12 protein-coding genes and 1 pseudogene are annotated in these 13,758 nt (G+C 61.0%); 12 read left to right on the forward strand and 1 reads right to left on the reverse strand.

Annotation, left to right across the window (positions count from 1 at the left end; translation table 11 throughout):
• Positions 1-4 precede the first annotated feature (4 nt).
• Positions 5-1,531 (reverse strand): O-antigen ligase family protein, encoded by a 1,527-nt coding sequence (locus IWW33_RS22580; protein ID WP_174141916.1) that lies wholly within the window; start codon positions 1,529-1,531, stop codon positions 5-7.
• Between the two features lie 94 nt (positions 1,532-1,625).
• Between IWW33_RS22580 and IWW33_RS22585 the strand changes: the two genes are divergently transcribed.
• The 12 genes and pseudogenes from IWW33_RS22585 (at position 1,626) to IWW33_RS22640 (ending at position 13,748) form a co-directional block, all read left to right on the forward strand.
• Positions 1,626-3,002, forward strand: a complete 1,377-nt coding sequence (locus IWW33_RS22585; RefSeq protein WP_174141917.1) for an oligosaccharide flippase family protein — start codon at positions 1,626-1,628, stop codon at positions 3,000-3,002.
• 68 nt (positions 3,003-3,070) lie between these two features.
• Complete coding sequence (locus IWW33_RS22590; RefSeq protein WP_046785993.1) at positions 3,071-3,265, forward strand: hypothetical protein; 195 nt, start codon at positions 3,071-3,073, stop codon at positions 3,263-3,265.
• Positions 3,262-4,719: pseudogene (locus IWW33_RS22595) on the forward strand (GMC family oxidoreductase); the annotation flags it as partial. The gene IWW33_RS22590 and the pseudogene IWW33_RS22595, both read left to right, overlap by 4 nt.
• A gap of 122 nt (positions 4,720-4,841) precedes the next feature.
• Entirely contained in the window at positions 4,842-5,459 is a 618-nt protein-coding gene (locus IWW33_RS22600; protein ID WP_046785994.1) for an acyltransferase, read from the forward strand.
• A complete protein-coding gene (locus tag IWW33_RS22605; protein ID WP_046785995.1) occupies positions 5,452-6,408 on the forward strand; it encodes a glycosyltransferase family 2 protein in 957 nt (318 codons plus the stop codon). The genes IWW33_RS22600 and IWW33_RS22605 overlap by 8 nt, the downstream gene beginning before the upstream one ends.
• Before the next feature lie 8 nt (positions 6,409-6,416).
• Positions 6,417-6,941 carry a serine acetyltransferase gene (locus IWW33_RS22610; protein ID WP_115274619.1) on the forward strand — a complete coding sequence of 175 codons (525 nt, stop codon included), beginning with the start codon at positions 6,417-6,419 and terminating at the stop codon, positions 6,939-6,941.
• Between the two features lie 58 nt (positions 6,942-6,999).
• Entirely contained in the window at positions 7,000-7,977 is a 978-nt protein-coding gene (locus IWW33_RS22615) for a glycosyltransferase (RefSeq protein ID WP_115274620.1), read from the forward strand.
• Positions 7,978-7,987: 10 nt separating this feature from the next.
• Entirely contained in the window at positions 7,988-8,944 is a 957-nt protein-coding gene (locus IWW33_RS22620; RefSeq protein ID WP_174141918.1) for a VirK/YbjX family protein, read from the forward strand.
• A 79-nt stretch (positions 8,945-9,023) separates the two neighbouring features.
• Positions 9,024-10,226 carry a glycosyltransferase gene (locus tag IWW33_RS22625; protein WP_046785998.1) on the forward strand — a complete coding sequence of 401 codons (1,203 nt, stop codon included), beginning with the start codon at positions 9,024-9,026 and terminating at the stop codon, positions 10,224-10,226.
• Positions 10,223-11,410: a glycosyltransferase family 2 protein gene (locus IWW33_RS22630; RefSeq protein ID WP_046785999.1), complete on the forward strand. Its 1,188-nt coding sequence runs from the start codon at positions 10,223-10,225 to the stop codon at positions 11,408-11,410. Before IWW33_RS22625 ends, IWW33_RS22630 begins: the two co-directional genes overlap by 4 nt.
• Positions 11,411-12,160: a WecB/TagA/CpsF family glycosyltransferase gene (locus tag IWW33_RS22635; RefSeq protein WP_046786000.1), complete on the forward strand. Its 750-nt coding sequence runs from the start codon at positions 11,411-11,413 to the stop codon at positions 12,158-12,160.
• A gap of 169 nt (positions 12,161-12,329) precedes the next feature.
• A complete protein-coding gene (locus IWW33_RS22640) occupies positions 12,330-13,748 on the forward strand; it encodes an undecaprenyl-phosphate glucose phosphotransferase (RefSeq protein ID WP_046786001.1) in 1,419 nt (472 codons plus the stop codon).
• Positions 13,749-13,758 lie beyond the last annotated feature (10 nt).

The following is a 13,758-nucleotide window of genomic DNA, read 5'->3' on the forward strand; positions in this document are numbered from 1 at the left end:
TGAACTACCTCGGTTGCAGGCTGGCGTTGGCAGGGTGTTCGGCATCGGCGAAAGCGTGCCTGCGGACCATCTGGATGTAGGCGATGCCGAGCCCGGCAATCGACCAGTACACCACCGGGATTACCGTGATGCTGCTTACCGTGAAAATGGTCACCAGGATGCCCAGCAAGGTCGCCAACAGCACCCTGCCGAGCTGGCGGTAAGGGTCACTCTTGTCGGGGAAGGTACGCATGCTCTTGTTGATGCCCATCAGGACGCAGGCGAAGAACCCCACGAACAGCGCCAGCCCTACCAGGCCGATCCTAAGCGCCAGGCCGATGTAGGTGTTGACGATGTCGATGATGCCCTCGCCCTGGATCATCGATTGCATTTCCGGCGTGTTGCGGAAATCGAACGATCCGAACAACGGGTAGCGCTGAATGACGATCCACGAATTGTCGAGCAGTCGCTCGCGGTAGGTTATGTTCTCATTGTCCACGCTGCCGATGAACGGCAGCAGGTCGAGGATCTTTTCGCCGCCGGGCACGATGGTCAGCAGCGGAATGCTCAGCACCCCTGCCAGTGCCAGCAGGGACAGGCGCGTGACTGCACGCTTGCCCATGGCGATGAACACGACAATCATCACCACCGCGCCCACCCAGGGGCCCCGTGACAGTGGCACAAACAGGCCGGCGGCCAGCAGCAAGGCCCCAAGGGTGCGCTGCAGCTGGCTGCGCACGAAGCCCTGCACGAACAGGAACAGACCAATCGCAACCGTGATCACATAGCCCAGGGCAATGGCCTGGCCGGCGGTGACGCTGGCGCGCAACGAACCGCCCCGGCTCAGGTAGCCTTTCATGCTCCACTCCACACCCAGGGCGTCGAGCAACGCGTTGTACAGCAGCCAGTGGCGCGCGTACTCAGCGACGGCCAGCAGCGACAAGACCAAAGCGGCAATGACGAAGGCCAGCATCGCGTCCTTGAAGTCGCTCAGCTCCCTCAACCCGCGGCTGGCGACGTAGTAGGGCAAGAACACGTCGACATACAAGTACACCGCCTGGCGCAGGGTATCGGTAATCGTGGTCTCGCGCAGGTACAGCAGCCCCATCAGCAACAGGCTGGCGGCCAGCAGCTTGTCGGCCCACAGGCGGCCGAAACGCAGCGTATCGCTCTGCTTGCTCAGCACCAGTGCGGCGGGGAGCAGCACGCACAGGGTCAGGATGCGCTGATGGTTCAGCTCGATCAGGTAGTTGACCACGCCAAAGCCGGGCACCTCTTTCGACGCGGGCGGTATGACGAACAGCAACAGGAAGAACAGCGCCATGGGGTTGCGCTCGCGGCGCCTGGCCGTGAGCAGGATGACCGCGGCAACGGCGGTGTAGATCCAGTAGCTGTGCGCAAAAAAGGCCACCAGTGTCAACGCGAACCACAGGTTGCGGCGGCGCTTGAAATCGCTCTCGGCAATCAGGTCCATTGCCGGGCTGCGTGCGAGAAAGAACACCACGCAAGCCAGGAACAAAATGACGATCAGCGCACGTAAATGTTCGGGCATGGGAGAGGTCACCTGTCCCTGGGTGGATGGGCACTAGCATCATGGCTAATTGAAACTATAGTGACTTCTAGCCATTCAGTCAGAGATTCAAGTCATGCCGTCGATTGATGTGCAAGCACCTGCCAGTCTGCGCAAGCGTGCCATGGGCGCAGGCGCATGGAACCTGGTCTCGCTGGTGGCTTCGCAGGTGCTGCGCCTGGGCGGCAACCTGATCATGGCGCGGATACTGCTGCCGGAAATGTTTGGGGTGATGGTCATTGCCACCACCGTTTCTGTGCTGCTGCACCTGCTGTCCGATGTCGGCCTGCGGCAGAACATCATTCAGAGCCACCGCGGCGACGACCCATTGTTCCTCAACACCGCCTGGACGGTGCAGATCCTGCGCGGCTTTGTGCTGTTCGCGCTGACGCTGCTGCTGGCCCTCGGCGCCTGGTGGGCGCAACTGGCCGATCTGTGGCCGGCGCATTCCACTTATGCAGCGCCAGAGCTGCCGCTGGTGCTGGCGGTGACCGGCATTTCAGCGATCATCTGGGGTTTCCAGTCCACCAAGATAGACGTCGCGGTACGCGCCTTCCAGCAAAAGCGCGTGGTGCTGATAGAGCTCGCATCGCAGGTCGTCGGGCTGGTCACGATGCTGGTGATCGGCTATTTCACCCGGTCCATCTGGTCTCTGGTGGTCGCCGGCCTGGCCTCGGCGCTGGTTGGCACGTTACTGGGCCATTTCGCCTTGCATGGCCCGCACAACCGCCTGCAATGGGACCGCGCAGCGCTCACCGAACTGATCGTGTTCGGGCGCTGGATACTGCTGTCTTCGATGGTTGGGGTATTGGCCATGTATGGCGACCGCATCTGGTTCGGCGGCACGATGACGGTGGCGCAGCTTGGGGTGTATTCCATTGCCGTGCTGATTCTCGGGTCGATCCAGACCGGCTTGCTCAAACTGGTCGGGTCAGTGGCGCTTCCAGCTTTCAGCGAAGCGGCCAGGGCCGGTGACCAGGCGCGCCTGAAAAAACTCTACTTCCACTTCAGGCTGCTGGTCGATCTGGTCATGCTGTTCCTGTGTGGCGGTTTCCTGACTGCCAGCCCGCTGCTGATCGGCTGGATGTACGATGAGCGCTATGCCGACGCAGGCCCGATGCTGGCTATCCTGTCGCTGTCGTTCTTCACCTTGCGCTATACCTTGGCACATCAGTTGTGGATCGCTTTGGGCCATACCAAGTACCAGGCGATGGACAACATCATCCGGCTCGTCTCGTTGTGGGCACTGATACCGTTGTTGCTGGCCATTGGCGGAGTGAAATACGCCATATGGGGTGCTGCTCTGCATACCTTCCCGACGCTGGCACTGATCGTCTATGTCAATTCCAAGCTGAATATCTGGAGTATGAAGCGTGAACTTGTGGTGCTACCGATGATTGCGGTCGGCGCATTGTGTGGCTTCCTGATCACGCGTTTGTTCGACTGGCTCTGAAGCCTTCCCGGCAGGCTGCACATAACGATACCGGGCTAGATAAAATCAACGGCATAGGTCTTGTGATCATGGGGAAGCTACAGTTTCTTGATCGGCAATCGGGTCGCCGCGGCTTTCTTCGCAATGGCGTGTTGCTGGGCGTCGGCGTAGCTGTTTTCGGTATCGTCCCTGGCGCTGGGCGCAAACCGGCGGAAAAGGGCGGGTTCGTTGTGATCAACGGCTGGGTCTTGCCTTCGGAATACTTCAAGGACGGTCGAGCATGATCAAGGACTTCGAGGCTGAGAAAACCCTGCGCGAAGCCTACGACGTGTGCATCATCGGTGCCGGCCCGGCCGGCATCACCCTGGCCCTGCAGCTGGCGCAGGCGGGGTGGAGTGTGGTGCTGCTCGAGGGGGGAGGGCGTGAGTATGAGCCGCGCTCGCAGGAACTCTACGCGTGCACCTCGACCGGCCTTGAGCTGTATGCCGAACAGACGCGCCTGCGTTACCTGGGCGGCACCTCCAATCATTGGGCAGGCCGTTGTCGCCCCTTCACTTCGTCCGATTTTGCCGTAGCGCCGCCTGTCGGCCTGCCGGGCTGGCCGATCGACTATGCGCAGATCGAGCGCTACCTGCCGGCGGCCATGGCGATCGTTGACCTGCCGAACGGGGCTGGTTTTAAAACCGTGAACACCGGCTTGAACGGTGGCGAATTCGATGCTGACTGTTTTCTGCTGAGCCCGCCAACACGGTTTGCGCAAAAGTACGCATCGGCGCTCAACGAAACGCCCGGGCTGGAAGTGTTCATCAACTGCAACTGTGTCGACCTCGAATTCGATCAGGCTTCAGGGCAATTGAAGGCAGCGGTGGTGTCCGATTACGACCAGCATCGCGAGCGTGTCGCGGCCAGTCAGTTCGTCCTGGCGATGGGGGCGATCGAGAATGCCAGGCAATTGCTCAACAGCGCTTCGCTGGTGGGTGCTGGCGTGGTGAAAAAGGAGGGCCTGACCGGGCGTTGCCTGATGGAACACCTGAACATCGACTTGGGTACCTTCATACTCAAAGATGGCTTGGGCACCGAGCCGCGCCAGTATTACACCACTGATGCATTCGTCGCTGAGTACCATGCCGGCAAGGGCAATGTTTCCGCTACGGTGCTCTCCGATGTGCAGACCTACGGCAGAACGGCCGAGGTCAAATACTTTCTGGAAACCCTGGCGTGTCAGATGGGGCTGGCCAGCAAGATCGAGTTCGTCGCCAAGTTCAGTTGCCCCGGCGATGGCGTCATGACCACGATGATCGAACAGTTCCCGGATGCACAAAGCCGCATTTCGCTGCTCGACGAAACAGATGAGCTGGGCGTGGCCAAGGTCAATGTCAATTGGGTACTCAGTGCCACCGACAGGCATACCATCAAGTGCATCGGCGCTGAACTGGCCAAGCAATTCGCCCAGGCGGGGCTCGGCTTCGTCAAGCTCAACGATTTTGTCTATGACACCGAGTTGCCCCTGAAACTGTCGCCCCATGCCCATCACATGGGCACCACACGCATGGCGGCATCCCCCGAGTTCGGCGTGGTCGACGCCAACTGCAAGGTGTTCGGCAGTGAAAACCTCTATATAGCGGGCAGCAGCATTTTTGCCACAGGTGGCGCCTCGAACCCGACGATGCCGCTGTTGCAGTTCGCACTCAGATTGGCCGACCACCTCGATACGAAGATGAAGGCGGCCAGTGGGGCAGTTGTTCGAAGGGATGAGCAATGTGGGGAAAGGGTTGAGCGCGATACGGTCAGCATAAAGAAGAACGAGACCGGTTCGCCTCAGGGACAGTCCAGGACCGCTTGACGTGCGAGGGTAGCAGAATGATTGGATGGATACGCAATGCCATGACGCAGTATGTCTACTCAACAGGACGGGGAGGCTCGGCTTACAAGAAATTCTGCAACCCGACGCCCTTGGAGTGGGGTACCTACCTGGCACGGTGGGGCAAATTCCACTCGGTGGGCAGCAATGTCTATATCAATTGCGGCTGCAATGTCACCGACCCCACTCTGGTACGCATCGGTAGCAATGTGGGCCTGTCGGACTGCACCTTGATCGGACACGACGGTGTGGTTGCGCTGATCGAGATCTGTTACGGCAAACACCTTGATTCGGTCGGCTACATTGACATCAAGGACAACTGTTTTGTCGGGCATGGTGCGATCGTCATGCCGCGCGTGACCATAGGGCCGAACGCTGTGGTCGCTGCAGGCGCTGTCGTCACCAAGGATGTTCCACCCGGCACGGTGGTCGGGGGCAACCCGGCCAAAGTCATCTGTACGACTGAAGAACTGATCAGCCGGGTCGAGGCGCGCTGCAATGCCTACCCCTGGATCGAGACGGTCAAGCAACGCAAAGGTGCTTACGACCCGACCGTGGAACCTGCGCTGGCACGCCAACGCAGCGAGTATTTCTTCGGAGACGGCAGCAATGGATAGCAAACCCGTCGACGTGATGGTCGTCAATTTCAATACCGCATCGTTGCTGCAGCCGATGTTCGATGCGCTGCGCCAAGCCGGGAGTGAACGGCTGGCCAGTTACCTGGTAGTGGACAACGCATCCGTCGATGATTCGGTGCAGCGCCTGGCCGAGGTCTGCCCGGAAGCTGTGCTGCTGAGCAACACGCATAATGTCGGCTTTGGCCGCGCCAACAACCAGTTGCTGGCGCACCTGCAGGGCAAGTACGCGCTGCTGCTCAACACCGACGCCTTCGTCGCTGCTGACAGCCTGCAAAAAACCGTCGATTACATGGACGCGCACCCGGACTGTGGCGTTCTGGGCGTGCGCCTGGTGGGGCGCGACGGTGACCTGCAACCCAGTTGCCGCTACTTCCCCACGCCCTTGAATGTGTTTGTCGCGCGTACCGGCCTGGGGCGCTTTTTCCCCGGGCTGAAGATGGTCGACGAGATGGCCTGGGACCATGCCTCGGTGCGTGAATGCGACTGGTTGCCGGGCTGCTTTTACCTGGTGCGCCGCGAGGTGCTCGATCAGGTGGGCCTGTTCGATCCGCGCTACTTTCTTTATTACGAGGAAGTCGACCATTGCAAGCGAGTGAAGGAGGCCGGTTGGAAGGTGGTGTTCTACCCGCACACCACCGTGGTGCACATTGGCGGGGAAAGCTCCAAGTCGGTCGCCGAACTGGAGGCCGCGAGCCGGCAGATCTCCAGCTACCAGATCGAGAGCGAGCTGCTGTACTTTCGCAAGCACCATGGCGTGCCGGGCTTGATCCTGCACATGCTGCTGGTGAGCCTGGGTGACCTGGTGCTGGCGCTCAAGGCATTGCTCAAGGGGCGAGGCTGGGGCGCGATCAAGGCCTGTTGGCTGCACACGCGCGCCACCTGGTCACTGTTGCTCAAGACCCAGTTTGCCAGCCAACCCACACGGTAGGTGAAGCCATGTTCCAGAACATACGCGCGGACTTGCGTGCACACGGTGGAGATTGGGGTGCCCAGGGCTTCTGGGTACTGCTGGTCTATCGTTTTGGCCGCTGGCGCTACGGCGTGCGGCCGGCACCTTTGCGTAAAGTGCTGTCGTTCGTCTACAAGGTGCTGTTCAAGTTCGTACAGATCATCACTGGCGTCGAGTTACCGTGTGAAGTGGTGATCGGTCGCAACTTCGTCATCGACCATTTCGGCGGCATCGTCATCAGCGGCTATGCGCGATTCGGTGATGACTGTCGGATTCGCAATGGTGTGGTGGTCGGCCTGAAGAATGTCAATGAACCGATTGCGCCCATCTTTGGCAACAACGTCGATATCGGCGCCGGGGCCAAGGTGCTGGGCAACATTCGCATCGGCAACAACGTGGCGATCGGCTCCAACGCTGTAGTGTTGATCGATGTGCCGGACAATTCACTGGCCGTTGGCGTGCCAGCGACCATCAAGGCCAGGAAACCCAGCGAAGCGATGGAGTTCACATGAGCCAGGCAATGGCTGACCGTACCCGGGGTGGTTTAATCAAGCGCAGCGAGTGAGGTCCATGGTGACAGGCATTGGCGTGGTGGTTATCGGCCGTAACGAAGGCCTTCGCCTGGAACGCTGCCTGGCGTCGCTGGCGGGGCGTGCGGACAAGGTGGTGTACGTGGACTCAGGCTCCACGGACGGCTCCGTGCAACGGGCATCGGCCTTGGGCGTCGAGGTGCTGACGTTGGACATGACCATACCTTTCACCGCCGCGCGTGCACGCAATGAGGGTTTTGCCTGCCTGCAAAATGCCCTGCCTGCAGTGCGCCATGTGCAGTTCGTCGATGGCGATTGCGAAGTGCATGCCGGCTGGCTCGTCACGGCGCAAGCCTTTCTCGACACCCACCCGCAGGTGGCGGTGGTGTGTGGGCGGCGCCGCGAGCGCTTTCCCCAGCACTCTGTCTACAACTGGCTGTGTGACCTGGAGTGGGATACCCCGCTGGGGGAAACCAAGGCCTGTGGCGGTGATGCGCTCATGCGTGTCGATGCCTTCGTGGCCGTCGCAGGTTATCGCTCTGCACTGATCGCCGGGGAAGAGCCCGAACTGTGCGTGCGGCTGAGGGCGGCCGGCTGGAAGGTCTGGCGCCTGGCTGCTGAGATGACCCTGCACGATGCCGCCATGACGCGCTTCGGCCAGTGGTGGCGGCGCAGCGTACGCGCAGGTTATGCCTATGCCGAGGGCGCCTCACTGCATGGCGCACCGCCGGAGCGGCATTGGCTGCGCGAGTCGCGCCGTGCCTGGGTTTGGGGCTTGGGCATTCCACTGCTGGTCGCGTTAGCAAGCATCTGGATGGGCCTGTGGGCACTGGTACTGCTGCTGGTCTACCCGCTGCAGATGCTGCGCCTGGCGCGCCGTGGCGGTAGGTCGGCGCGTGAAAACGCAGTACAGGCGGTATTTCTGGTGCTGGGCAAATTCCCGGAGATGCTGGGCCAGATGAGGTTTGTGCTGAACAGGTTCATGGCCGGTAACCCGGCGTTGATCGAGTACAAATGAGATGCCTAAGATGCTCGGATCGTTAGCCAGAAGCGTATTCACCTTGCAACCCGGCTATTCGCTGCGGGCGCTTAACAACAAGTACAAGCTGGCCACAGCAATGATCAGGCAGTGGCCGGACTTGCGCACGTTCATGCAGCGCATGTCAGGTGCGCTGGGCAACGAGCGCTTCGCCAGGCTGGGCGTGGACTGCATCGGGGTGGTGCAGTGGCCCTACATCAGCAAATGCTGGGACGCCCGTGAACGGCTCGATGTGGTGGCATCGCACTATGAAGTGGTCGCCAGCCATTGCCCGGCACTGTTGCTGTTGGAGCGCGAGGAGCGCCAGGTTGTCTGCGACCTGTCCGCCTACTCCAACGGGTGCACCCTGGTGCTGGATCGGCCCATCTGGTTCAAGCGGGAAGGGGAGTTGGTGATCAACCTGTTCCAGGCTGACCTGCGTGTGGCGTCGCTGGCGTTCACGCTGTGCCGCACAGAGGGCGAGCTGTGCCTGTTCATTGGTGCCGTGCAGGGCATCCATAAAGGCATCGACAGCGAAACCTCGCTGAACATCTACCGCGACCTGACCAAGGATTTCGAAGGGTTGCGCCCCAGAAGCTTTCTGCTAGAAGCCCTCAAGTGCCTGGCCAGAGCGGCCGGGGTCGCCCGCATCTATGCTGTCGGCGATCAGTGCCGGCACCACCGTCACCCGTATTTCGGGGTTGAGAAGGCTCAGGACCTGGCAGCCAACTATGATGTGATATGGCAGGAGAGCGGTGCCGAAACGTCGGCGCGCGAGGACTTCTTTGTGGTCCCCCTGGCAGCTGCCAGGCGTAACCTGGAGGACATCGCGCCGAAGAAACGGGCCATGTACCGACGGCGTAACGCGCTACTGGACGACGTTTTCGCCAAGATAGAAGCAGCACTGCCCGGCACCGCCGCGCAAACAGAGCTGCCGTTGCATCCTCAGCTAGCCTGTAGTCAGTGAGCCACAGCATGAGGTAAAGGTCAGGGCGTCGCAGAAGCGGCCCGACCCTATCAGTAAACGGATTTCGATTTGGGGGCGTATGCGCATTGCTTATTTCATCAATCAGTATCCCAAGGTCAGTCACAGCTTCATTCGTCGCGAAATTCTGGCGCTCGAACGTCAAGGCATGGAGGTTCAACGCATCGCCCTGCGCGGCTGGGACGCCGAGTTGCAGGACGATGAAGACATCGCCGAGCGGGGCAAGACCCGCTACGTGCTGCAAGGGGGCGTCAAGGGCCTGCTCAAACCGATGCTGCAGGTAGCGCGCGCCGAGCCGCGGCGTTTCATGTCAGCGTTGCGCCTGGCGTTGCGCATGGGGGTGCGCGCCGACCGACCCTGGCCCTATCACCTGGTCTACCTGGCGGAAGCCTGCCGTGTCGTGCAGTGGTTGCAAGGCGCTGCTGCTGAGCACGTGCACGCGCACTTTGGCACCAACTCCACCGAAGTGGTCATGCTGGCCAACGCGCTCGGTGGCCCCCGCTACAGCTTCACCGTGCATGGCCCCGAGGAGTTCGACAAGCCGCAATTCCTGCACATGGATGAGAAGGTCCGCCGCGCAGCATTCGTCGCTGCGGTGAGCTCCTACGGGCGCAGCCAGTTGTTTCGCTGGGTGGCACATGAGCACTGGGTCAAGGTGAAGGTGGTGCATTGCGGCCTGGAGCGCAGTTTCCATGAAGGTTCGGCCATTGCGCCCCCGGCAACGCCGCGGCTGGTGTGCGTAGGGCGGCTGTGCGAGCAGAAGGGCCAGCTGCTGCTGCTCGAAGCGGCCCGAATCCTGCTGGCCAAGGGCGTAGCGTTTGAACTGGTGCTGGCCGGCGACGGTGAAATGCGTGAGCAGATCGACGCGTTGATCGCCCGCCATGGCTTGCAGGCACAGGTGCGCGTCACTGGCTGGATCAGCAGCGCCCAGGTACGTGAAGAAATCCTGGCCGCCCGCGCACTGGTGCTGCCGAGTTTCGCCGAAGGGTTGCCGGTGGTCATCATGGAGGCCATGGCCCTGCGTCGGCCGGTATTGACTACCTATGTGGCCGGCATACCCGAGCTGGTTCGGCAGGGGGAAAACGGTTGGCTGTTCCCGGCAGGCGAAGTGCAGGAGTTGGCTGCGGCCATGGCCGATTGCCTGGCGCAGCCTGCCGAAGCCCTGCAGCGTATGGGGCAAGCGGCTTACGAGCGCGTGCTCCAGCGCCACGATATCGATACCGAAGCGGCCAGGCTGGTTCGCTATTTCAAGGCAATTGCATGATTACTTTACTGAGTTGGCTGCTGGGCATCGTGGCACTGCTTGTGCTTCTGCCGGTACTGGTGCTGTTGGTCCAGGTGCTGTTGGCCTGCCTGCCGGCGCGGCCGGTGCCACAGCCCAAGGGCGCACGCCCACGGGTGGCGGTGTTGGTACCGGCGCATAACGAGGCGCTGGTCATCGAGTCGGCACTTGCGGCCATCGGCGCGCAATTGCGCGAGGGCGACCAGTTGCTGGTGGTGGCGGACAACTGCACCGACGATACCGCCGCACTGGCGCGTGCTGCCGGTGCGCAGGTGATCGAGCGCCAGGACGCGCACCTGCGGGGCAAGGGCTATGCGCTGGACTACGGTGTACGGCATCTGGCGCACAACCCGCCGCACGTGGTGCTGATCATCGACGCCGATTGCCAGGTCAGTGCCGGTGCCGTCGAGCGCTTGGCACACTGTTGCATCGAGGCCGGCCGGCCTGTGCAGTCCCTGTACCTGATGCATGCGCCTGCAGGCGCCGGGCTGAAAGTGCAGGTCGCCGAATTCGCCTGGCGCGTGAAGAATCTCGTGCGCCCGCGTGGATGGGCTCGGGCAGGCTTGCCGTGCCAGTTGATGGGGGCGGGCATGGCGTTCAGCTGGCAGGATGTGACCGCGGCCAACCTGGCGACCGGCCATCTGGTCGAAGACATCAAGCTGGGCCTGGAGCTGTGCCGCGATGGTAAACCGCCGCTGTTCTGCCCGGCTGCTACGGTCACCAGCCAGTTCCCGACCAGCCAGGAAGGCCTCACCAGCCAGCGCACCCGCTGGGAACATGGCCATCTGGGGCTGCTGCTGACGGAGGGCCCCGGTTTGATTCGCCGCTCGCTGGCGCAGGGTAACTGGCCTTTGCTGGCCATGGCCGTGGACCTGCTGGTACCGCCGCTGGCGCTGCTGGCATTGGCCATGATGGTGGTCTTCAGCGTGGCATGGCTGGCATTTCTGTTCTTCGGCATTTTACTGCCGGCAGTGCTTGCCACCGTCAACCTTGTGCTGTTGGTGGCCGCGGTATTGTTGGCCTGGTGGCGCTTCTCGCGTGAGGTGATCCCGTTTTCCGTATTGCTGTATGCCCCGTTCTACGCGGCGAAGAAGATTCCCCTGTACCTCGGTTTTCTGCTCAAGCGCCAGGTTGAATGGGTGCGCTCGAAACGGGATGACAACTGAATGGACGCATGGCCCTGGTTGCAACGCTGGAAGACAATCATCGGCAAGCTGCGCGTGGTCGATGACGCGGCTGATGAGCAGAAGGTGCTGCAGGCACTGAGCGCTCCGCGAACGGCAACGGTGCTCGGCTTCGTCAATGCCCATGCCATGAACCTGGTGGCTGCCAACCCGGACTATTGCACAGCGCTGGCGGCAGCGGACGTGCTGCTGCGCGACGGCTCCGGCATCGCGATACTGTATCGGCGCCTGGGGCTGGCGCCCGGGCTGAACATGAACGGCACCGACTTCATTCCCGAACTGCTCGCTGCATACAACGGCAGGCGGGTAGCGTTCTGGGGCACCCAGGAGCCGTATCTGAGCCAGGCAGCCGAACAGGGTGAAGCGCTTTACGGGGTTAATGTCGTGTCGCTGCATGACGGTTTCGCCAGTATCGACACCTACATTGATCTGGCGCGGCAGCAGCAGCCGGAGCTGATCGTGCTGGGCATGGGCATGCCCAAGCAGGAGAACGTCGCGGCCCGCCTGGCTGAACTGGGCAGGCCCTGCCTGATCGTCTGCGGCGGAGCGATCCTGGACTTCATGGGCGGCAAGGTCACCCGGGCGCCGGACTGGTTACGCCGGTTGGGCGGCGAATGGGTGTACAGGCTGAGCAGGGAACCCAGGCGTCTGTTCGTGCGCTATGTGGTCGGCAACCCACTGTTCCTGCTGCGGGCGCTGCTTTGCAGCAAAGCGACCCTGCCAGAACCCTGAGCGAGGAGGATTCAGCCCCGCACGGGCTGCCGGGTACTGCTACAGTGATATCAAGCGGCGTGGGGTGGCGTGGCAGCTTTTTAATGATTTGGTATTGAACCTAAGGTTGGTTTTATCGCACGGGTGTAATGGCGACGCGTGGGTCACGCACATAAAAAGAGGCCTCATAATGGTATTCGAGCCTAGAAGCAGCCGTTCCTTGCTCCAGCGAAGAAGTAGCGTGAGTAACGCCATTCAAGCCGGCCTCGATGGCATAGCGGTCACCAGTGTCGCGTGGTATCTGATTTACGATCAGTTTGGTTATATTACTTCAGACTACGTCATCATGCTGCTGTTGCTGATCGGTGCGCTGGCCGTCATTTATGACCACTATGCCATTTATCGAAGTAACGTTGGCCTTTCCGTCAAAGCTTTCAGGCTGTTCAAGGCGTGGTCTGCGACGTTTTGTTTTCTGGTGGTTATCGCTTTTCTTACCAAACAAAGCGAAACGTATTCGCGGCTGTTGGTGGGGCAGTTGTTTATATTTGGTTACGCTGTGCAGTTGCTGTTGCATATTGTCGTGCGCGAACTGCAAAAGCGTTTTACTGCCCATGCTCGCCAGGACAACGCATTGATTATCGGTGGGGGCGACCTGGCCAACTTCCTCTACCAGAAAATAAGCAATAACCCCTGGTTCGGAGAGCGCGTGGTGGGTTGTGTGCTGATCGATGAACAGCTCGATGGGCAGGGCACTGCCGATGCAAAATTGCGCTTGCCTGTATTGGGCCGTATTGCCGACCTGGACGAGATCATCGCCAAGCAGGCTATCCGAACGGTGTACCTGGTGACGCCGCTCGGCGGCTCTGAGCTGATCAACGATGTCTACCTGAAACTTTTGGACAAGTGCATTGCGGTCAACTGGGTGCCCGACATTTTCTCGCTGCGCCTGATCAACCACAGCGTCCGTGAAATTGCCGGCATCCCGGTACTGACGTTGTCTGAAACCCCGCTCACGGGCATGAGCCTGTTCCTGAAGAACCTGGAAGACCGCGTGCTGGCCGCGTTCATTCTGCTGTGTGCGTCGCCGGTACTGCTGGTGGTCGCCGCCGTCATCAAGTTCGACAGCCCCGGGCCGGTGTTCTTCCGCCAGGAACGTACCGGGTGGACGGGGGAGTCTTTTCGCATCTGGAAGTTTCGCAGCATGCGCGTTCACCAACCCGACAGTGGCGTGGTCCAGCAGGCGCAAAAGAATGACCCCAGGCTGACCCGGGTCGGTGCCTTCATCCGACGCACCAGCCTGGATGAATTGCCGCAACTGTTCAATGTGCTGACCGGCGAGATGTCGCTGGTGGGCCCACGCCCGCATGCGTTGCAACACGACACACTGTACTCCCAGGACATCGTCGATTATTTCGCCCGCCACAACATCAAGCCCGGCATGACAGGTTTGGCGCAAGTACGTGGCTACCGGGGCGAAACCAAGGACATCGAACAGATGATCCAGCGGGTGAACTCGGACATCGAGTACATCAACAACTGGTCGCTCTGGCTCGACTTCGTGATTCTGGTACGAACGCTCAATGCCTTTACCGGCAAGCAGGCTTATTGAAGGCCGGTAC

The sequence above is a fragment of the Pseudomonas sp. M2 genome, assembly GCF_015751845.1.
Classification (GTDB): Bacteria; Pseudomonadota; Gammaproteobacteria; order Pseudomonadales; family Pseudomonadaceae; genus Aquipseudomonas; species Aquipseudomonas putida_E.